This window comes from Candidatus Nealsonbacteria bacterium DGGOD1a (assembly GCA_022530585.1).
GTDB lineage: Bacteria > Patescibacteriota > Minisyncoccia > Minisyncoccales > UBA5738 > UBA5738.
In genome coordinates this window covers 1,017,696-1,039,119 of record CP092821.1, presented here as the reverse complement: position 1 = coordinate 1,039,119, position 21,424 = coordinate 1,017,696, and the positions used below count along the sequence as shown (strand labels likewise).

General features: G+C 44.5%; 23 protein-coding genes and 1 tRNA gene. 18 read left to right on the top strand and 6 right to left on the bottom strand.

The genetic code is table 11. The annotated features are described in order from the left end of the window. Positions 1-32: 32 nt before the first annotated feature. From L7H18_05125 to L7H18_05080, 10 genes are all read left to right on the top strand, one after another. Complete coding sequence (locus L7H18_05125; GenBank protein ID UMX47792.1) at positions 33-605, top strand: CDP-archaeol synthase; 573 nt, start codon at positions 33-35, stop codon at positions 603-605. Between the two features lie 100 nt (positions 606-705). Then, positions 706-1,359 carry a hypothetical protein gene (locus L7H18_05120; protein UMX47791.1) on the top strand — a complete coding sequence of 218 codons (654 nt, stop codon included), beginning with the start codon at positions 706-708 and terminating at the stop codon, positions 1,357-1,359. A 154-nt stretch (positions 1,360-1,513) separates the two neighbouring features. Then, entirely contained in the window at positions 1,514-2,089 is a 576-nt protein-coding gene (locus tag L7H18_05115; GenBank protein ID UMX47790.1) for an AAA family ATPase, read from the top strand. A 141-nt stretch (positions 2,090-2,230) separates the two neighbouring features. Further along, on the top strand, positions 2,231-2,905 hold the full coding sequence (locus L7H18_05110) for an MBL fold metallo-hydrolase (GenBank protein ID UMX47789.1): 675 nt from the start codon (positions 2,231-2,233) through the stop codon (positions 2,903-2,905). A 113-nt stretch (positions 2,906-3,018) separates the two neighbouring features. After that, positions 3,019-5,553: a DNA gyrase subunit A gene (gyrA, locus tag L7H18_05105; protein UMX47788.1), complete on the top strand. Its 2,535-nt coding sequence runs from the start codon at positions 3,019-3,021 to the stop codon at positions 5,551-5,553. Between the two features lie 210 nt (positions 5,554-5,763). Then, complete coding sequence (locus L7H18_05100; protein UMX47787.1) at positions 5,764-6,297, top strand: class I SAM-dependent methyltransferase; 534 nt, start codon at positions 5,764-5,766, stop codon at positions 6,295-6,297. A gap of 20 nt (positions 6,298-6,317) precedes the next feature. Next, positions 6,318-6,686: a pilin gene (locus L7H18_05095; protein ID UMX47786.1), complete on the top strand. Its 369-nt coding sequence runs from the start codon at positions 6,318-6,320 to the stop codon at positions 6,684-6,686. Between the two features lie 19 nt (positions 6,687-6,705). Beyond that, on the top strand, positions 6,706-7,098 hold the full coding sequence (locus tag L7H18_05090) for a pilin (GenBank protein ID UMX47785.1): 393 nt from the start codon (positions 6,706-6,708) through the stop codon (positions 7,096-7,098). 87 nt (positions 7,099-7,185) lie between these two features. Then, positions 7,186-7,554, top strand: coding sequence for a pilin (locus tag L7H18_05085; GenBank protein ID UMX47784.1), 369 nt, complete (start codon positions 7,186-7,188; stop codon positions 7,552-7,554). Positions 7,555-7,877: 323 nt separating this feature from the next. Next, a tRNA-Leu gene (locus tag L7H18_05080) sits at positions 7,878-7,962 on the top strand. Between the two features lie 247 nt (positions 7,963-8,209). Here the strand turns inward: L7H18_05080 and L7H18_05075 are convergent. Together L7H18_05075 and L7H18_05070 are read right to left on the bottom strand one after the other, a co-directional pair. After that, a complete protein-coding gene (locus L7H18_05075; GenBank protein ID UMX47783.1) occupies positions 8,210-8,926 on the bottom strand; it encodes an Hsp20/alpha crystallin family protein in 717 nt (238 codons plus the stop codon). A gap of 94 nt (positions 8,927-9,020) precedes the next feature. Continuing rightward, on the bottom strand, positions 9,021-9,869 hold the full coding sequence (locus L7H18_05070) for a PrsW family intramembrane metalloprotease (GenBank protein ID UMX47782.1): 849 nt from the start codon (positions 9,867-9,869) through the stop codon (positions 9,021-9,023). Positions 9,870-9,934: 65 nt separating this feature from the next. Between L7H18_05070 and L7H18_05065 the strand changes: the two genes are divergently transcribed. Continuing rightward, entirely contained in the window at positions 9,935-11,635 is a 1,701-nt protein-coding gene (locus L7H18_05065; GenBank protein UMX47781.1) for a hypothetical protein, read from the top strand. Here the strand turns inward: L7H18_05065 and L7H18_05060 are convergent. Next, positions 11,632-11,808 (bottom strand): hypothetical protein, encoded by a 177-nt coding sequence (locus tag L7H18_05060; GenBank protein UMX47780.1) that lies wholly within the window; start codon positions 11,806-11,808, stop codon positions 11,632-11,634. The two genes, L7H18_05065 and L7H18_05060, sit on opposite strands and share 4 nt — an antisense overlap. Before the next feature lie 178 nt (positions 11,809-11,986). Then, entirely contained in the window at positions 11,987-12,730 is a 744-nt protein-coding gene (locus tag L7H18_05055) for a hypothetical protein (GenBank protein UMX47779.1), read from the bottom strand. A gap of 490 nt (positions 12,731-13,220) precedes the next feature. On the opposite strand from L7H18_05055, the gene L7H18_05050 reads away from it, so the two are divergent. The 3 genes from L7H18_05050 (at position 13,221) to L7H18_05040 (ending at position 16,029) form a co-directional block, all read left to right on the top strand. Further along, positions 13,221-14,447, top strand: a complete 1,227-nt coding sequence (locus L7H18_05050; GenBank protein ID UMX47778.1) for an ATP-binding protein — start codon at positions 13,221-13,223, stop codon at positions 14,445-14,447. Between the two features lie 329 nt (positions 14,448-14,776). Next, positions 14,777-15,226: an IS200/IS605 family transposase gene (gene tnpA, locus L7H18_05045; protein ID UMX47777.1), complete on the top strand. Its 450-nt coding sequence runs from the start codon at positions 14,777-14,779 to the stop codon at positions 15,224-15,226. Between the two features lie 89 nt (positions 15,227-15,315). Next, positions 15,316-16,029: an amidohydrolase family protein gene (locus L7H18_05040; protein UMX47776.1), complete on the top strand. Its 714-nt coding sequence runs from the start codon at positions 15,316-15,318 to the stop codon at positions 16,027-16,029. Between the two features lie 150 nt (positions 16,030-16,179). On the opposite strand, the gene L7H18_05035 is transcribed toward L7H18_05040, so the two are convergent. Together L7H18_05035 and L7H18_05030 are read right to left on the bottom strand one after the other, a co-directional pair. Continuing rightward, complete coding sequence (locus L7H18_05035; protein ID UMX47775.1) at positions 16,180-16,995, bottom strand: BtpA/SgcQ family protein; 816 nt, start codon at positions 16,993-16,995, stop codon at positions 16,180-16,182. 328 nt (positions 16,996-17,323) lie between these two features. Next, positions 17,324-18,433, bottom strand: a complete 1,110-nt coding sequence (locus L7H18_05030; protein UMX47774.1) for a M20/M25/M40 family metallo-hydrolase — start codon at positions 18,431-18,433, stop codon at positions 17,324-17,326. A gap of 270 nt (positions 18,434-18,703) precedes the next feature. On the opposite strand from L7H18_05030, the gene L7H18_05025 reads away from it, so the two are divergent. The 4 genes from L7H18_05025 to L7H18_05010 all read left to right on the top strand — a co-directional run bounded on the left by L7H18_05025 (position 18,704) and on the right by L7H18_05010 (position 21,392). Continuing rightward, on the top strand, positions 18,704-18,892 hold the full coding sequence (locus L7H18_05025; GenBank protein UMX47773.1) for a hypothetical protein: 189 nt from the start codon (positions 18,704-18,706) through the stop codon (positions 18,890-18,892). A gap of 417 nt (positions 18,893-19,309) precedes the next feature. Continuing rightward, positions 19,310-19,678, top strand: coding sequence for a hypothetical protein (locus L7H18_05020; protein UMX47772.1), 369 nt, complete (start codon positions 19,310-19,312; stop codon positions 19,676-19,678). 170 nt (positions 19,679-19,848) lie between these two features. Then, entirely contained in the window at positions 19,849-20,709 is an 861-nt protein-coding gene (locus L7H18_05015; GenBank protein ID UMX47771.1) for a hypothetical protein, read from the top strand. Between the two features lie 119 nt (positions 20,710-20,828). Then, positions 20,829-21,392, top strand: coding sequence for a hypothetical protein (locus L7H18_05010; protein ID UMX47770.1), 564 nt, complete (start codon positions 20,829-20,831; stop codon positions 21,390-21,392). Positions 21,393-21,424: the final 32 nt, after the last annotated feature.

The window sequence follows — 21,424 nt, the reverse complement described above, 5'->3', positions numbered from 1 at the left end:
AGTTGTATTGTATCAATAAACAGCGGTCGGATATGGATTTTGATTTTATTTTTTTAATTTCGTGCTTGTATTTCTTTTTGCCGGCATATTTTGCCAATATGACGCCGCCTTTGCTTAGGAACGCGAAGGCATTTGATTTTTTCGCCAAGCCGGTTGATTTTGGCAAGAGCTGGCGGGGCAAGCGGATATTCGGGGATCATAAAACCTGGCGCGGTTTGATCGGAGCCATGGCGGTGGGCGCGGGCGTAGCGCTGTTGCAATGGTGGCTGTATAAATTTTCCTGGGCCATAGAGCTTTCGATTCTCGACTACAAATCGGTAAATCTCTGGGCGTTCGCTTTCTTGATTTCCGGCGGAGCGGTGACCGGGGATTTGGCCGCGGCGTTTATCAAGCGGCGGTTGAATTTGGCGCCGGGCGCGTCGTTTATGCCCTGGGACCAGACTAACTATGTGATCGGCAGTTTTATTTTTCTGGAGCCTTACATCGGCCGTTATTTGTCCGGCGATTTGATTGTGTGGCCGGCGGTTTTCATAATGACATTCTTTTTGCATCTATTGTTCAATCGATTCGGGTATGATTTGGGATTGCATAAAGCAAAATGGTAAAAAATCATAGAATCACAAGATTATAAAAACATAAAATCATAAAAAAGAAATTTGGATTTATGATTTAATGATCTTATAATCGTATGATCTTATTAAGTTCATGTTCGAAAATATATTGAATTACATTGCCGGAAGATTTTCCGATTCAATGTTCGATCTGGCGTCGGCGGCGGCGATTGGATTGTTCGGCTGGTATTTCGCCTACGAGATCGGCAACAAGGCGGCGCAGGTTTTTGGCAATACCAAGTTAAACCAGACTATCAAGCGGCTGGGTTGGGATGAGCCGGTTGGCCGGGTTTGGCGCGATTTGACCATCGCGAAATTGTTCGGCAAGGCGGTTGAGGTTTGGGTGTTGTTGTTTTTTCTGATGGTGAGCGCCGGCATTTTGCAACTGGCGCAGTTGAGCCAGCTTTTGAGCGCGGCCGTAGTTTATTTCTTTAATATCTTTATCGCGTTCATTATCTTCGCGGTGGCGGTGTTTTTCGCGGATTTTTCCCAGAGGACTTTGGCGGACAATTTGGGAAAAGATAAATTCGTTTATTCCCGTTTTTTGTCCAAATGCGTGTCGGGCACGATTTGGACTCTGGCGGTTTTGGCGATATTATACCAATTAAAAATTATCGCGCCGCTGGTGTTGGCGATATTCGTGGGTATTGTGGTGACGATTTCCTTGGCGGTGGGTTTGGCGCTCGGTTTGGGCGGCAAAGATCTGGCGGCAAAAATTTTAAAGGAGATTGAAGAAAGACTTAAATAAAACTGTAAAATCCGAATATCGAATATCGAAATCCGAAACAATATCAAATATCGAAATTAAAAATGATTAAAATGGAATTCCGTTTTGGTCATTCAGATTTTGGAAATTCGATATTGTTTCGATATTCGAATTTCGCGCTTCGGATTTAGTAATTATGATTATCGGCGTTACGGGGAACAATGGTTCGGGGAAAGATACGTTTGCGCAATATATCGTTTCCAACAAAGGATTCATTCATATTTCGCTTTCGGATTTCATCCGCGAAGAAACCGCGCGGCAGGGATTGGAGTTGGCGCGGCACAATCTGCACGATGTGGGCAACCGGATGCGTGAAATTTCCGGTCCGGGGATCCTTGCCAAGCTTGCTTTGGACCGGATGGATGAAAGCAAAAATTATGTTGTCACCAGCATCAGAAATCCAAATGAAATCAAGGAACTCAAGAAAGCCGGCAATTTTATTTTGACGGCGGTTGACGCTCCCGTTGAAACGAGATTCAAGCGGATAATCGACAGGAATCGCAAGAACGAAAAGGAGATCATCAGTTTCGAGGAGTTTAAGAAGTTTGAAGCCGATGAGCTGGAATCGCAACTGTCGTCAAGCCAGCAGATAAAAGAATGCGTTGAAATGGCCAACTTTACGGTTGATAACGATTGCGATATCGCGGATTTCCCCGGAAGGATCGAAAGCGTCTATATTGAAATTCAAGATTATTTGCGCAAAGGAAAATAACAGGTTTGCCGTCCGGGCGGTTTTTCGCGCGTAATTTTCGGGTCGGGCGAAAGCGTTTGAATTAGATTTTTTAATGTGCTAAAATCAAAGATTGTCCCGTCTAAACGGGAGAAGCGTGATTTTTGAATCGGAAACAAATTTATGCAAATAATTTGGCACGGGCAATCTTGTTTTGAATTGATTATCGCCAAGGGCAAGGGGGAGCACATCACGGTTTTGGCGGATCCTTTAAATGAAGCCAAAACCGGTTTGAGATCTTTCAAAACCGATGCCCAGGTGGTTTTGCTGACCAATCATGATTACACCGCCGATCCGTCCGACATAAAAAAAGCCGCGGCCGGCGCTTTTGTCGTTGACGGGCCGGGGGAATACGAAATAAAAGATATTTATATCCGGGGAATCAATTCCAATTTCGGCAAAACCGCGGAAGCGCTCGCGCAGACGGGCAAAGAAGGCAGCGTGATCTATACCATTGAAACCGAAGAGATGAAGCTTTGCCATTTGGGGAATCTGAAAGAAGCGGAATTGACGCAAGGGCAGATAGAAAAGATCGGCAACATCGATATTTTGATGTTTCCCGTGGGCGACGGCCAAAAGATTGGCGCCAAAGACGCGCTCAAGATTGTGTCGCAGATCGAACCCAGCATTGCCATTCCGATGAATTATGAAATTCCGAAATTGAAACTCGATGCCGGCAACCTTAAAGAATTTTTGAAAGCCGCCGGAGTGGGACAACTTGAGCCGTTGCCGAAATTGACGATCAAGAAAAAAGAAATCGCGGCCGAAGAAGCGAAAATCATCGTGCTGAACCCGTAAAATCATAAAATCATAAAAGTATAGGATCATAAAATTACAAGATCACAAAAAAATAAAGTACCAAATTTGTATTTTTATGCTCTTATGTTTTTATGATTTTATGATTACCGTTTATGGCTAAATCGAAAAAATCGGATAAAGACCAGGGAAAACTGGAGTTTGAGCAAGTCAAATCGACCGAGATAGTTTCAATGATGAAGGATTCATACATTGATTACGCGATGTCGGTGATTGTGTCGCGGGCTTTGCCTGATGTGCGCGACGGGTTAAAACCCGTTCAACGCCGCGTTTTATATGTGATGCTCGAGGAAGGGTTGCGCCACACGGCCAAATATCGCAAATCGGCCACGGTGGTCGGCTCCGCTTTGGGCCGTTATCATCCTCACGGCGATAGCTCGGTTTATGACACGATGGTGCGTTTGGCGCAGGATTTCACTTTGAGATATCCCTTGGTGCAGGGCCAAGGCAACTTTGGGTCGATTGACGGCGATTCGGCCGCGGCGATGCGCTATACCGAAGCCCGCTTGTCGCGCATCGGCGAGGCGACTCTTGAAGATATTGATAAAAATACGGTTGATTTTGTTGAAAATTATGATGGCACCCGCAAGGAGCCGTCGGTTTTGCCGTCGCCTTTGCCGCAGCTTTTATTGAACGGTTCGCTGGGTATCGCCGTGGGTATGGCTACCAACATCCCGCCGCATAATTTGGGCGAGGTTTGCGACGCGCTGGCTTATTTGCTTGACGAACCCAAAGCGACCACGGAAGATTTGTTCCAATTCATCAAGGGGCCCGATTTTCCGCTGGGCGGCGAAATTTTTGACCGTCGCGAAATCATCGCGGCTTATTCGCAAGGCAAGGGGCCGATTGTTTGCCGCGGCAAAGCCGAAATCATTCAGAACGAAAAAACCGACCGTTACCAAATCATCATCACCGAAATTCCTTATCAGGTTCAGAAGTCGAGTTTGCTGGAACAAATTGCCGCGCTGGTTACGGAAAAGAAGATCGACGGCGTGAAAGATGTGCGCGATGAATCGGACAAGGATGGTATGCGGATTACCATTGATTTGACGCGCGAGGCCCAGCCGCAAAAGGTTTTAAACCGGCTTTATAAATTTACCGCGCTGCAGCGGACATTTCATTTGAATATGCTGGCTTTGGTGGACGGTATTCAACCGGAAGTTTTGAATCTGCCCGATGTTTTGACGCATTTTTTGAATCATCGCCGGCAGGTGATCACCCGCCGCACGCAATTTGAACTGGACAAAGCCAAAGAACGGGCGCATATTTTGGAAGGTTTGGTGAAATGTTTGGCCGATATCGATGAAGTGATCCGCATTATCCGCAAATCGGAAAATCGCGAGGACGCCCGCAATAATTTGATGAAACGCTTTAAGATCGACGAAATCCAAGCCAACGCGATTTTGGAAACCAAACTGGCGGCGCTGGCCAAGCTTGAACGGGAGAAGATTGATAACGAATTGAAAGAATTGCTGGCGAAGATCAAAGATTATACCGGCATTTTGAACAGTCCGGCCAGGATTAAAGCGGTGATGAAAAAAGAATTTATTCAAATCAAGGAAACCTATGGCGATGACCGCCGCACCAAAGTCTATGCCCATAAAATCGGCGAGATTTCCGAGGCGGATCTTATTCCCGACGAAGAAGTGGCGATCACTTTGACGAATTCGGGTTATATCAAACGCATCGACCCCACGACTTACAAGATTCAAAAACGGGGCGGCAAGGGTATCATCGGTTTGAAGACCGTGGGCGATGACATTGTTGAGCAGTCGCTGATCGCCAACACGCACGACCGGATATTATTCTTCACGGATACGGGCCGGGTTTTCCAGACGCTTGCTTATGAAATTCCCGAAGGCGCGCGCGTGGCCAAGGGCCGGGCGCTGGTTAATTTTTTGGAATTGGGGCCGGAAGAAAAAGTGCTTTACACGATGTCTTTGGGAAAATCGTTGACCGACAAAGAAAAAGCCGCGAAAGCCAAAGAAGGGCAGGATAACAACGATAAATATCTTCTGATTGTTACCAAAAACGGCGTGGCCAAAAAGACCAGTCTTGACGAATTCGACAATATCCGGCGCTCGGGTTTGATCGCGATTACTTTGAAAAAAGGCGATTTATTGCGCAAAGTTTCCAAAACCGGCGGCGGCGACGAGATTATCGTGGTTACCAAAAAAGGCCAGTCGGTGCGTTTCAAGGAAAGCCAGGCGCGGCCGATGGGCCGCCAAGCCGCGGGGATTAAAGCAATAACTCTGAAGCGCGGCGATGAAGTGGTGGGAATGGATGTGGTGCCGGCGAAACCCGCTGTCGGCGCCGACGGCAAGCCGCTTGAAAGGCTGGTGTTGGTCGTGATGGAAAACGGTTACGGCAAGCGCACCAACATCAAGGAATACCGGATGCAAAACCGCGGCGGTTCGGGCATCAAGGTTGCCGAGATCACGGCCAAGACCGGCGATCTGGTGACTTCGTTTATGCTCACCGACGAGGAAGAGCTGATGGTGATTTCCAAAAAGGGCCAAGTGATCCGCGTGCCGATCGAAGGCATTTCCAAGTTGTCGCGGGCCACGCAGGGCGTGCGCATAATGCGCCTCGACGAAGGGGACAAAGTGGCCAGCGCCAGTTGCATATAAATTTTGACCGCGGTAAAATATAATTAAATTAAATTACGAAATTAGCGTTTGGGGAAATTTGACTTCAGCTTTTGGGAAGTCAATTTTCACCAAACGCGGCGGTTACCGCGCGAATTCTGAAATCAAATTTTTGGCGATTACGCAAAAAAATTGATTTCAAAATTCGCTGTTTCGCAATTTAAAGTAATTAGGCAACCAAATTATTAATTTATGGTTTCCTCTTTTGTAAATCCCAGACAAATTTTAGCCGAGCGGCTGCAGCTGAAGAGGAATATGCTGGCCGCGGATTTTGGTTGCGGTTCGGGGGAATGGGCGGCGGCGCTGGCCGAAGTTTTGGTGAATGGCAAAGTTTACGCCATTGATTTGCTGGACGAATCGCTGTCGGCGGTGCGCAGCAAGGCTAGGATAAAAAATCTGGAGAACATAGAAATCGTTAAGGGAGATGTTGAAAAATTAGTTTCGCGTTTGCTTGCCAATTCATTGGATGTGGTGTTAATGAGCAACCTGTTGTTCCAGGCCGGCGATAAAAAAGCGATATTCGCCGAGGCATTCCGGGTTTTGAAAACCGGCGGCAAGGTTCTGGCGGTCGACTGGAACAAGAACGCGAAGAACGCGGCAATCGGTCCGGCGGACAAGATATCGCCCCAAGAGGTTAAAGATATCGCCCGGGCCGCGGGCTTTGCCTTGGCAAGCGAATTTGAAGCCGGGAGTTTCCATTTTGGCATGGTTTTCGAGAAAAAATGAACAAGGTCTAACAATAAAATATGCAATATCTTGAAAAAATGTTTTCCAAAACTGTCGCGGCCGCGGTTATTGGTTTATCCTGCGCCAATTCGGCGCTTGCGGCGGAGGAAACCGGCGACACGGTAACGATTACCAATCCTTTGGGCGATAAGGATTTGACCGATATCATCCAAGGATTGATAAATTTCGTTTTCGGACTCGCGCTGCTGATTTGCCCGATTTTCATTATTTGGGGCGGGTTTGAGATCGCGACCGCGGCCGGCGCGGACACTAAAATCAAAGAAGGCCGGCAAAAAATCACTTACGCTTTGGTCGGCTTGGTGATCATCGCGCTCTCGAGCACATTTGTGGCGGTTATCAAGGGAATTTTGGGCGTTGAAGGCGAATAATCAAAACTAATAAATAAATATGAAAAATTTTTTGAAGAAAAAATTGATTGTACCCGCGATCGGATTATTGATCCCAGCTTTAATTTTTGCGGCCGATACCGGCGTCGGCGCGATCGGCCAAGAAGTAAAAGAGGTCAATCTTGAAGAAGTTTTGATCAATGTGCGCAATCTTTTCTTCGGCGCGGTGATTATCGCTTCGGTATTTATGATTCTTTGGGGCGCGTTTCAATATGTCACTTCCAGCGGCGACGAGAAAAAAACCGAAACCGCCAAGAAAACCATCACTTACGCGGTTATCGGTTTGATCGTGGCCGGGTTGGCGGCGACAATCGTGAGCATCGCCACCGGTTTATCCGGCCAAGGGAGTTCAACTTCAAGCGGTTCGGAGCAGGAGGTTGAGCAAACCGAATAAAACGCGATTTGCGGGCTATTGCAAATTTCGTTGCCGGAGATTAGAATAAATATATAGATATTAAAGTAACAGTTTTAAAGCAAAAAAATGAAAAAAATAATCGCTTCTTTATTGTTAAGTTTATTGATGGCGCCCGCGTTGATTTTTGCCGCTGATTCCATTACGCCGAAAGCCGACAGCAGTTTGGCGGGAGATATTGGCAAAAATGTTAAAATGTCGGATCAGCCGCTTGACCAGACCCTTAACACGGTCGCGAATTACGCGATTGGAATATTGATAATTATCGCGGTATTTTATGTGATCTGGGCCGGTTATACTTTTGTGACATCGTCGGGCGATACGGAAAAGATTAACACGGCGCGGCAGAGAATAATGTTTGCCGCGATCGGCATTGTGGTGGCGTTGCTGGCGAAAGGTATTATTTCGCTGGTTCTCAGCGCGATTAGCAATGGTTAGCGAGAGTTATTTCGCGAATTGAAAATGGGCCGTAAGGCTCATTTTTTATTGAGTGCAATACCTCGGGGCTTTGCCCCGGGGTGCACCAAGAGGATTCCAAAGGGGTGCCCCCTTTGGTCGTCGTGCGGGGTTCATACCCCGCTCGACGAAATACATTTGGAAAATATATTTTTGATTCTTTTCATACCCCGCAGCAAGCGGACGGGGTATAAAAAGAATAAAAATTTTACTTTTCAGCGTTAATGGTTTAAATAAATTGATAGAGCAAACAAACGCCGGAGTGGCGGAACGGCAGACGCGCCCCGCCGAAATATAATAATAATGTCGAGATGGCGAAATCGGTAGACGCGCTAGCCTTAGGAGCTAGTGGGGTGACCCATGGGAGTTCGAGTCTCCCTCTCGACACCAAAGAAAGGCGGGGTGGGGAAACCTGTGAGAGTTCAAATCTCTCCTCCAGCTAAGAAACCATTGAATTCAAGTATCATTGAAGGGGTCTGACCCTTGCGATTATCCCTCGCAAAAGCCTCGGGACAAGCGCGAGGGATAGACCCCAAATACAAAGGGTTTTGTAATTCAAAATAATTTGTTATTTTAATCTTTGATATTTACATTTTGATTTAAAGAAAAACCACCATAAAAGGTGGTTTTTTTCGGATTATTCTTTGATGGTGAGTTTCTTTTTCTTTTCGCGTTGGATTTTGGGGATGCGGATGGTCAGGATGCCGTCTTTCATCGCCGCGTCGGCGCGGGAGGAATCAACTTCCGCGGGAAGGATAATCTTGCGCGAGAATGGACCCCAATAGCATTCTTCGATAAAGTAATCGCCGGTTTCTTCGAGGGGATTGGCGCGGTTGCCTTTAATGGTGATGACATCGTCTTCGATAAGCACATCAAGGTCTTCCACTTTTATGCCGGCAATCGCCGATTGCAAGACCAGATCGTTTTCAGTTTGGTAAACATTGACGGCGAGTCGGCCTTCGTTGTCCAGCCACTGGCTTTCGGCGCCATCATCCGCTACGATTATTTTTTTATTCGCCATATTTTTTTTGGGATCATTTTGAGAGTAATTTTTCGTTTCCGCCGCTTTATCTTCGGCGGGTGGCTGGGTTGTTTCGGTTATTTCATCCAAATTATTGGCGGTGATCATTTTCTTCGGCCGGCCGCGGGTTTTTTTTACCGCCGCCGGTTCCCGGCCGCGGGAGTCGTTTTTGCCGGAAATATCCGCGTTTTCGCTTTTATAAGAAGCGAAAACCGCTTCCGCCGCGATTTCTTGCGGTTGGCTTTCTTCAATATTGTCAATGCCGGCGTTTTCCGCGTTTTCCTCGGGCGCGGTTTCGCGCATTCCCTTTTGCAGTTTTTCAAGGAAAGACATGGTGAATTTAAAATGTAAATATCAAAGATTTAAATGACAATGTAAAATGTTAAAATGCCGTGATTTTGACATTTTGTAACTTTACTTTGAATTGTCATTTTCCATTTTGATTTTTTAATCTTGCATTTTTTATGTTGCACACGCTTTTCATCCGCAACAGCCACTGGAATTGGATATAGAGAGTCAAGGACAGCGACAGTATTATTGCCAGCGGGACAAACAAAAACAATATGTTGTTCTCGCTTTCCATTATAGAAAAATTATACAGGCCGTGCAAGCAACTGACAATGAAAAATCCGGCGGCCAATATGCCGATTTTTCTTTCTCTGTGGCAGAACGCCGCGGCCATATGGTAGCCGATGACTCCCGAGCACAGGGTGTGCAACAGAATCGCGCTTATCGACCGGAACAGCGACAGCGATATCAAAAAAGCCGCGCCGCCGTTTTTCAGAAGGGTGGCGCTTCCCATCAGTTGTTCTCGCACCGTGGGAAGCAGAAACAAAAGATTTTCAACCGCGGCGAACCCCAGCGCGGCGACCGTCATATAGATTACAAAATCCGCCGGTTCGTCCAGATGGCGGTTTTGATTGGCGGCTTCCTCTCTTATCCAGACGGCGGCGTATTTGGCGAATTCTTCAATGAACGCCACGGCAACGATATTCGTGGCGATCAGCGAGATGTATCCGGGCAGGCCGAAAAATCCAAATACATTGATCAGAAAAATTTCGATTAAAACCGCGGGCAAGGTTGCCAGAGCTCCCAGCCCGAAAACCCAGATGATTTCCCTTTTCGGTTCCGGGTGCCGATCGCGCCGCAGATAAAAAAGAAGCCAGAGAAAACACGGCAAAACCCCCGCGGCGAGATAAATCAAAAACGATCCCGCGGCATTTGATATGTTTGCCAGGGCGAAGAGAGCGGCGTCAAAATTAATATTCGCGGACATTAACTTCATTTTATTCTTTTTCTCTTTATTTTCAAAATTGCCGCCGTCCAAGGTATAATATAATTATGAATTTCGCGAAAACAATTTTATCTTCAATCGCGTTTTTGTCATTCGTTTGCGGCGCGTTCGTTTTGCCGGGCTCGCGCGGTTTCTTTTCCGCGCCAAAACCGGATTTTACCGGTATGCGGGCCGATTTGAGCGCGCCAATTTTATCGGGCGGGGAGAGCGGTGGAGGTACCGGCGATACGGGAAACGCCGCGGAAAGTGAAATCGATTTTGGCGCGGCCGCCGTTTTGCCGGAGTTTGAAGCGGCGCCGGCGGCGGCAAAAGATGAAATGGGCGTTGAGTTGCAATTAAAAGCCGCCAACGCCGATGAAGTTTTTTTCTATGCCCAAGGTCGGGTGCCGGCAACGGTTTTGCATATCGGGAAAGCCTTGCCGGGAAGGGAAGGGATTTGGAAATATAAATTGGATTTCAACGGACAAATTTTGCCAAACGGAATTTACGATATCCGCGGCCGGATATATCGGAGCGGAAAAATATACGACAGTTCTTCAATCAGGGTTGAGATCGACAACGAAGCGGCCGCCGCCGACGGCCGGAATGCCATAATCACGGAAAATATCCGCCGGAGCAATCAAGCAATCGTTCAAGGCCGGGAATTTTCCCGGCAGAGAGTTAAAGCCGCCGCGGACGCGATTGCCGCGAAAATCGGCAATGGCCAAGTTGAAATCATTTTTCAAATTGCCGATATTGTCGCGGCAATCGAACAGCTTGGCTATTCGCTGGAAAAGCTCGAGGAGCAACGAAGCGATATCGACATCCGTGTTCGCCGGCTTGAAGACGATGTCGCTAATTTTTCGGAAAATGTTTTGCAGTCGATTAAAAATGAAAAATTAAATGAACTGGAAAATTACAGAAACCAAATCATGCGGATTGGCGCCAAAATCGCGGCGGATGAGGAAGGTTTGGAACAAAAAATCGCCGAAAAGCGTAATTTGACCGGTTCGATTTTAACGGCCGCGGCCGGGGATGAAAGCGTTGGCCGAATATTGGCCGATCTTGAAAATGAGATATCCCGACAGGAAAAAGAAAACATCAAAGAATGGGAAACTCTTCTCAATGATACCGACGGCGACGGCTTGGCCGATGATCGGGAAATTCAGACGGGCGCCGATCCTTCAAATCCCGATACCGATGGCGACGGCGCGCTCGACGGCGACGAAATTTCCCGCGGTTATGATCCTCTGAAACCCGATGAATTCGCGAAAATCGATTTTAACGATCCGCGTTTGCCGCCGCCGTTAAAAACCGATATTTACGGAGTGGAAAATGTCGAAACGATCAAGCTCGGCGACGGCGGTTTGGGCATTCGTTTTGAAGGCCGGGCTTTGCCGAACGCGTTCGCGGCGATTTATATTTATTCGGTGCCGATAGTCGCGATGGTGAAGGCGGACGCTTCCGGTCGTTGGGCATATATCCTTGACCGCGCTTTGGCCGATGGCCGGCATTCGGTTTACGCGGTTTTGTCCGATACCGCGGGAGAAATCGTTGCCCGTTCCGAAGAATTTGTTTTCATCAAGGCCGGCGCCAGCGTCGCGCGCGCGACGACAAATAAAATTGCCGCGCCGCCGGCAAATGTGCAGGAATTCAAAAGCGATTTTATGTTTTGGGCCGTGTTTTCGATCGTTTTGTCCCTTGCCGCCGCCATCGCCGTGATCGGCCTGGCCATCCGTGCCGGCCGCGAATCCGCGAACCGGAATTAAACTATCGATCTTCGCATAATAGATTGGATATCATATAAATACAATTCGGAAGATTTTAAAAATCCTTTCATTAATTCTTTGTCTCCGGCGATCTTGCGTTTGCCGGATTTGACCGCCCGCCCCAGGGCGGGCAGGCCTTGCGGCCGCAAGTTGCAGACATATTTGTTTTTCATTGCCGCCCAAAAATATTCAACGGGATTAAGCTCGGGCGCGTAGGCCGGAAATCTCTCAACTCGCAACCAGTATTTTGTTAAAAAATCAGAGGGCCTAACCTTCTGATTTTTTAAGGATCACGAATTACTAAGACATTAATAATCTTCCCAAGGTTTAAGCCAAAGCCATATTCAAAAGCTAAACGGTATGTTCTATCCAGACATTCGGTTCAAGATAAATGCCTTTGTCGTTTTTCTTGTTAATAATTATTTTGCTCAATGCGCCTTTAATTTCATATTTCCCGCTTTTGGCAAATTTTTTGCCGGTCCAGCTTTCCCATGTTTTAATGTCCGTTTCGGTCCTCATTGATTTGCGGCAAATTCCGATAAATTTACCGCCTGATCTGTAATGCAAGTTAAGCCACGGATCAAGATATTTGCCGTCGGCTTTTTTGTTGATGTACTTGCCAAAAGGGATTTTTGGAAAGTCGGCTTTTTTGGTTGGCCGTACCGGGATGTAAGCTTTTTTTAGATTTTTCCGTTTGGCCAGATTTTTAAATTCCAAAAGACAAAGTTTGCCCAATCCGGCCCCGCGCATTTCTGGAGCAACCACTATTGACAATCCTATGAGTGTGTTTGGTTTGATTTTTTCATCGTGCTGATTACAGCCGGTGGCCAAAGCCCAATCCCATCCCTCGTCGGGGAGCGAGATAGTTTTGTCCGGCACAAAAACAGGGATGGAATTGACGATTGCCGCCAGTTTTTGCCCCGCGTAAAAAATAATCTGATAGTCAATAAAATCGGAATATATTTTATCCCAATATTGCAATGTGGCATTTTCCCATAAAACAAAATCAGGATAAGACGCTCTTGCCAGCGCGTTAATTTTCCTTCTCATTGAAGGCATTTCTTTTTTTGGAATTATTTTAATTTCTTCTTTCATTTGCTATCCATTATTTTGGATAATATCAAATTTCAAACATAATGTCGCATTTTAATGATTTATTTGTTTTGACATTTCGCGCAAGCGCAAGAATTATAAACTGTGAAGACACGGGCAATCCAGAATTTCAAAAAATAAAATCGCGAGCTTTTTCAAGCGGGGGAGCGAGAAAAACAAAAAACGCCTTTTGAGGCGTTTGGGTTTGGCGGGGGAGTTTGGGGGATTGATTAACTGTAATGTCGTTTAAATTTTCGGAGTAGTATCAATCCACTATTGGGCTTTATTTTTGGAATGCTTAAAGCATTGCAAATTTTATTTTATGAAGGTGTCCGGAGGAACGAACTCTCTGAAAGGGTCCAACCCTTTCAGAGTATAATGTCAAAAAATCCCGCCAAATGTTTTAATGGTACTAGATTGGTTAATGAATAAGAACTTGATATTAATTTTAGTTTGTACTAAAATGTAACTATAGTTAAATTTTAGTGAAATTATGTATATTAAGCGCAAATTAGAGGGTAAGATTAACAAATATCTCGATAAGCCGGAAATTATCGCCATTATGGGTCCGCGGCAGTGCGGCAAAACCACAATGTTAAAAAAGATATTTTCCGGCCTTTCGGGCGCAAATTTTATCAGTTTTGAAGATCGGGTCGCTCTCGGTCTCTTTAATAAGAACATCGATGATTTTATAAATCTTTACGCGAAGAATTATAAATACCTGTTTATTGACGAATTTCAGTATTCGAGAAACGGCGGAAAAAAACTTAAATACATTTTCGATACGCGGAAAATAAAAATTTTGATATCGGGATCGTCGGCAATCGATTTGTCGGTTAACGCGATCAAATATTTGGTCGGGCGTATTTTTATTTTCAATCTTTACCCGTTCGATTTTGAAGAGTTTTTAAGTTATAAAGACCGGGGTTTGAACGGAATATACAAAATGTCAAGCCAAAAGATCGAGAGCGGGGAAGCCCCGGAAATTTCCGCGGAAATCCACAACAAGTTTAAAAAATATTTTGAGGAATATGCCGTTTACGGAGGCTATCCAAGGGTGGTTATTTCTTCCGACAGCGAAGAAAAGAAGGAAGTCCTAAGAAATATTTACAATACATTTTTTTTGCGCGAAGTTAAAGATGTTTTGGGTCTTATTGATGATTATAAATTGGAAAAGCTTATCAAGGGGCTGGCGTTGCAAGTTGGCAATCTGATCGATTACGGAGAGTTGGGCCAATTATCGGAATTTTCATACCCGACTTTAAAACGGTATATGAATTTTTTGGAAAAAACTTTTGTAAGCCGCCGCATTTTGCCGTATTTTAAGAATAAACGCACCGAAATAGTAAAGAATCCCAAAATATATTTTATCGATACCGGGCTTCGCAATCAGATCGTTAATGATTTCCGGCCGTTTGAGCAGAGAGGTGACTGCGGCCAGCTTTTGGAAAACGCGGTTTTTGGCCAGCTGGCGAAAAAAGATTATGGCTTAAATTATTGGCGTGATAAAAAGAAAAATGAAATGGATTTTATTTTGCAATCGGAAGGCGGAAACATAACCGCGGTTGAAATAAAATCAAAAACAAAAAATTCGCTTCCGCGTTCGGTTGGCGTTTTTGAAAAATCATACCCCGATTCCAAAATTATTTTCGGCTGTTTTGATTCGGCTGATTGCCGGGGCGGCGGCAAATATCTTTTTCGTCCGGTTTATTTATTCTAACATTTCGCGCAAGCGCAAGAATTATAAACTGTGAAGACACGGGCAATCCAGAATTTCACAAAATAAACTACCCTGGGGCAGAACCCCGAGGTATCCCTTTTTGATTTTGCGAAAGAAGAAATCGAAATTAAAGAAAGGCGATAGAATAACCGCACTGCCAAATTGCTAAAAATAATTTTATGATTATTGATTCTCATGTTCATATTTCTTTATATAATGTTTTCACCCTGTCGGTCTTGCCGCAGGGAACAACTTAAGGGGGTGGTTTGGTAGGGGGATATCCCCCTACCATCACGCGCGAAAGCGCGTCCGTGTTACAATAAGCCAATATGGAGCAAGAAAAGCGGGATATCTGGCGTTGGTACCACAATGTTTCCGAATGTTATTACCACATCCAGATTACGGTCAAATATCGCAAAGCATTACTGAACGAAAAGGTGATTGCCGCAATTGTCGAGAGCCTGAAAGGATTTATGGAACGGTACGCCATTGAGATCAGCCATGTGGGATTCGACCAAGACCACGCCCATATTCTGGCAAGATTCCTGCCGAAGTATTCCGGCGACCAGGTTATCAAAATAATAAAAAGCATTACCGCGCGCGAGGTGTTCCGGCAAGTTCCCGAAATTAAAAAAGAACTCTGGGGTGGAGAGTTCTGGACAGACGGCTATTATATCGCTACGATCAGCGCACGCGGTAATAGGAAAGTTATTGAGCGATACATTCAAAACCAAGGCAGACCAAAAGATGTGAGCCAGTTACGATTGTTTGAATTGTAGCTGCGAACGCCCTGCGGTCTTGCCGCAGGGTCATTTACAATAGCAACGCAAAAAATTTAAGAGAGGCTTTTGCTCTGTTTTTGGAAGAAATGGAGAAAAATGATTTATCGGCCGCGATTATCATTCCCGACAATATTGAAAACAGCGGGAGTATCGCCGATTTAGAGAGGGCGGTTGAGTTGATCGGCGATCGCCGGAATCTGTTTTTGTTGGGCAGTCCGCAAATTATCCAAAGGGGGTCGGGCGAATTGAATAAATATAAAGAATTGTTGGATAAAGGAAAGATTAGAGGAATTAAATTTTTTCCCGGCCATGATCCTTATTACCCGATCGACGATCGATGTTTGCCGTATTACGAACTTTGTCAAAAAATGGGTGTTCCAGTTTTGTTCCATACGGGAGAAAATTCGGGTGACAGTGAATGCGCCAAGTGGAATGATCCGAAATATATTGTTCAAGTGGCTGAAAAATATCCGAATTTGAAAACCATTATTACGCATTATTATTGGCCCAGACTCGATTATTGTTACGAAACAACAAAAAACATTCCAAACATCTATTTTGAGTTGGCGGCTTTGGCCGATGAGGAAGTGGTTGAAAAAAGCGGGGGAATGGAGAAGATAAAAGAAATTCTTAAAAAAACGATTTCCGACCGGCCGAACAATATCATCTTTGGTACTGATTGGCCGATGTGCAAAATCGAAAATCATATTGAATTGGTTAGATCGTTGGAGCTGGAAAAAGGCGTTGAAGAAAAAATATTTTGGAAGAATTCAACGAATGTTTATAAAATAGGACTGTAATTTTAAAAGTATTAATTTCCGGTTGCAACTTTATCAACTTAAATTGTGCGAGACTAAGTCTCGCACAGCCGTATTTGGCGTGCGAGCGGAAAACAAAAAACGCCTTTTGAGGCGTTCGGGCTTGGCGGTAAAACTCAAATTATTTTTATGCTAGTTTGTTTTATCGACCAGCATTTTTACTTTATTTTTATCTATTCTTTGCGAATAGGATTTCACATTAACTTGCCCGGGTTTTCTTGTTCCACTTTTTAACGAAGTACTTACGATTGCGCCATCTGCAAAACGAAACAGCGGTTTGATGTTCTGTTCGTTTATTCCGCTTCCGATGAGTATCGGAAATGAACCCAAATTTTTTCGCAGGGTTTCAACTTTATTTTCGGTAGGGGCGTTTCCGGTCCATTTTCCGGTAATTATTATTGCATCCGAACCATTTTTGACGGCCATTTTCGCGGAAGTCAGCAAATCGTGTTTGGACAATAATTCCGCGTGCTTGACATGGATATCGGTGAACAAGGCCACTTTTTCGGCATTGATTGATTTTCTAAAATCAATTACTTTTTTGGCTTCTCCTTTTACGATTCCATAACTTGTTCTCACTTCGTCAACGAAAACCGGAATTCTTATGAATTGCAGGTCAAGCGTTTTGGCAATTGACAGCGCGGCACGGTAATCATTCCATAAAACGCTTATGCCTACAGGCAATCTGCTCGTCTTTTTTATTTTTTCCCCGATAAAAGTCATTGAGATTACAGTTAAAGAATCAACGACAATTTGATGCGGGATATTGTAATTATTTTCAAAAATAATTCCATCAACGCCGCCGTCTTCGAAAGCTTTAAGATCGGCAAGGGCGTTTTTAAGGGCAGTGTTAAATCCGGGAAAATCTTTATGACCCAAAAGCGGCGGCAAATGAATTGCTCCTATTGTGATTTTTTTATTCTTTGTAAAAATTTTCGATAATTGCATATGTTTGTTTAAATTATAATATATCTGTTTCTATTTTTTCGCCATCTTATAGCATGCTCCGAGTTAAATTGTGCGAGACTAAGTCTCGCACGGCCGTATAATGATGGGAAATAAATTAGCAGGGGTCGGATACCTGCGGAATTTTGGTTTGGTGGACGAGCAAAAAACAAAAAACGCTTCTTGAGGCGTTCGGGTTTGGCGGGGGATTTTGGAGGGATTGACGGGAAAATCGTTTGCAAAAAAATACGGCGTAACCTGATGAAGATTACGCGCCCGAATTTAATCAGATTTGATATATTTGACTTTAAGCTGTCCAAGAACTTTGATATTAAAATGATTTGAAAAACTTTTGGATGGTTTCCGAATACTTTTCAATATCTGATATTTTTATGAGTTCCTCTTTTGGAATTCTATGCGCGCGAGACATTTCACCGGGGCCAAAGATTACCGTCGGAATACCTGCCTGATTCATTACTGTTGCCTCCGCCAACGCAGGATAAGCCGTTTCGTTAATTTTAATAGCCTTTTTCATCGCCGCCCGAACATCATCGGGCATACGCATATAAACAGGTTCAATGCTGTTAATTTTTGTCGTATACCCTCTCAAAGCATCTGACGCAATCGTCTTAAAAGTCGGCAAATATGCTTTTGCGTCCTCAACTATCCTTAAATGAAAATGAAGTTTTAATTCAGTCGGAATAACATTTTCTTTTTCGCCAGAATGAAACATCGTGAAAGCAAACACTGTTCCGCCGAAACCGGTTCTTTTAATAGAACGCGCAAAATCCGCAAACCGACTGATACAATTCATCAGATATGCTGTTTTCTCGATTATAGTCGTTTTCGCCAACGAACTATGCCCTGCTTTTACACCCTTCTTTGAAATATCAAAAGTCAACACCCCCTTCATTCTCGTCGCAAAATTAAAATTCGTCGCTTCACCATTGATTGCGAACGCGATCTTTTTATGAGGCCGAGCCAAATAATTTCTAATTCCTTTGAAATTATTTGCTTCTTCATCGCAAGTAATTAAAAGATACGGCGCGTATTCAGTATCTTGATTGTAGAGCTTAATAAAAGCGTCTAATATCCCCACTAATGGACCCTTCATATCAACCGCACCCCGTCCAATCAATTTGTCGTCTTTAATCTTATAGCCATATTTTTCCCCCACTGGTACTGTATCAATATGCCCTTGAAGCATAATATATTTTTTCGAGCGAGATGGCTTGAAAGCAACCAAATTACAATGAGGAATATCTTGCCCATTAAGTTGAACCGAATACATTTGCTTGTGAGAAAGAATCCCGTGCTTATCCAAATAAGAAGCGACATCATAAAGGCACGCCACATTATCATCGTATTTTTGCTTTTCTGCTCCCTGCTCAGTATTATGCTTAAAGAGCAAATCTATTAAATTTTTTGTTTCTTTTTTCATATTGCCGGTGGTAAATTTTTTGTCGCAAACGAATAAGAATCCGTTATTTGACTTACCGTTACTATCAACTTTTAGTGCCTTACGAACGAACTTTCCAAAAGGGTCCGATCCTTTCATAAAAAAATATGGCGTAATCTGATGAAGATTACAGCCAATAACGGTTGTACAGCAGCTATTACATATGTGGCGAACGCGATTGCCCCCGCCCAAAAGAACAATTCATATATCACATTAATCACCTTAATAAAATTTATAATCTAAATTAAAGATTTGTCAAGTTTTTGTACGATCAATGACATTCCGGCGGCCGGCGATGTTTTGGGGCTGGGAATCGTCGGCGCCGGAAACGATGCCAACGCTTCCGCGAGCCAGAGTTATTTCAAGGTCGCACCTCGACGATTACATCGAGGAACGACCTTGAAATACAGATACTCGGTGAGCGATTATCATTGTCAGTAACCACTTACTGGGGAGTAAAAATAGCGAATTTGAAGGTCAATCCTCGGCTTGCGAGAGGTTTGACCTTCAAATTCGCGCCAGCCCTTACCGCAAATTTGTTAAGGATTGACCTCAAAATACAAATTCTCGAGGTCAAACCTCAACAAATTTGCTCCCCAGTGAGGGGTTACAATACTTAAACTTGACAAAAATGGTTAAAGGTGTGTAATAAATTACAAGCTCGGCTGCTCTTTATCAATATCAATTTAGCCGCGCTACTGGAGGCATAGTAGAATGCAATTGAATCACGGAGCATTCCTGCTCCTATCGGTGGCGTGCTTTGTTGCTTTGAGCATGCCAGTGAATGGATGCTTGCTAACAAACGGTGAGTATCTGGTAAAAATTGAAATCAATAAGTCCTGCCCTATGCCAGAAAATATGCTTAGCGTGGATGGATGGCAGGCGATAGATAAAATTACTTACAATGATGGGTCGGCTGATGTAACACAAGTGAAATTATTGAAGGCTGGGCCATCTGATAGCGTAGCCGCTATTGACTGGGCGGCAAGTGCTGCCTCCTATATGGAGAAAAAAGGAGGGAAAGTTATTGCCACGGAGGCTGTGGTAATTAACGGGCGGAATGGTATCAAAACTGTGGCGGCGTTTGACTACGGGATGAGCATCGTCATAGATGTTCCTCTCGAAGGCAACAACCTTTTCGAGATATTGGCAAGGAACGCTACAGAGGGTGAACAGATTTTTAATACCATTTCCGAAATTGAGAAGTTGAACACAACTTCTCAATAATTTTTTTAATAAACGATAATGATTTTATTTTTTGGCCTTTAAGGCCGTTTTTTATTCTTGTATAGTTGATGGTTAAATTTATGTTATAATAAAATAATTTATTATTAGAAATGGGATTAAATAAATTTAAAAATTTTTTAATAGTTATAATTTTATTACAATTATTATTTTTGGTTATTTTAGGAGTTAATGCAGAAATAGGTGCTGGCGGTGGTGGGGGTGATACTGTTGGTGGATCGGCTGGTAGCACCGATGTTGGCGTTGACGGCACCGGCGGAGGAGGGGGAGGGAGCGAGGTGGCTTTAAAGATCGCGGCGTTCAAGGCGGAGTTCGCGGCGGCTTTGGCCGCGGGCGAGGATACCGGCGCGATCATCAAGGCGTTGAATGATTATCTTGCTTCGCCCGAGGCGCAGAAATACGCCGAAACCAATCCGGAATTCGCGCAGGCCGTGGGCAATTTGCGGGCGCACAGCGCCGGCGGCAACGAAAACCGATTGTCCGGAGACATCTTTGATCTTGCCGGAAGCGTGGCGGGGAATGCCAATGTGAATACGAATGTGAACGCCAATGTCAATGTCAATGTGAATGCCGATACAAATGCGAATACAAATGTAAGTGCCAATGCCAATGTGGATGTGAATGAGGGGACAAACACAAATACAAATACAAACAACAACGGGACGCCAAACGGCACGGTTGGTTCGCCGGGAACCGGGGGTTCGCCCGCGGCCAACTTGGGGAATTCTCCGGAAAACACGAACGAAGATTCAAATCAATCAACGCAACTCGTCCAATCTTCCGATGGTCTGACGCCATGCGTGGGGAGCGGTTGCGCCCGCCGCGCGGATTCGGTTTCAAACAATGGCATTCCGGCGGCCGGCGATGTTTTGGGGCTGGGAATCGTTGGCGCCGGAAACGATGCCAACGCTTCCGCGACCCAGAGTTATTTCAAGGTCGCACCTCGACGATTACATCGAGGAACGACCTTAAAATACAGATACTCGGTGAGCGATTATCATTGTCAAGCTTGACAGAAACAGGGTATATGGTGTACTATAGTAATAGTAAAAAGAGCGGCGATCTTTAAAAACTAAATCACTAAGTTTTAGTAAAAAGATTACCGCGGGATTAGGTGGGGAAAATGAAGTTTATGAAGTTGGTATGGGTAATGTTACCCTTTGTGATGCTAATGTTGTGTTCTGCGACAACAGTGGACTATAGCAACATCGAAAGAGGACCATTGATAGAAACTCATAAAATCAAGCTTGAAAACGGTCCTATCAACCTAAGTTTCGATCTCGGGGATGAGGTAGTGACTTCCCTTGGTCATTACACATCCAAGAATAAGATAACAGGCAATGCCGATGCAAGGACGGTCATCTTTAGGGATGATGTTAATCGAGTTATTGGCGATGTTGAGATATTAGTCTATGACCGGTTAATAGATGATCCTGTCTTAGTTGATGAGCAGTGCATGGAGAAACTAGTCGAAGTTGCGGGCGGAAAGGATATCTCCGTGAATGTAACTAATATTCTTTTTGCCGGGCAATTTCCAGCGGTGAAACATCTCGTAAGTCGAGATCCATGGTTGAACCAACCGGGATATTATGTTTCGATCAAAGTTGCCAAGAATGTTATGGTAAATGTTCTTGGCGATCCAGATTCATTTGAAAGAATGAATCAAACAATGGAATTCGGAGGAGTTGACTTATAACTCCTCCCAAATTTATTTTATAGATTGGTTGT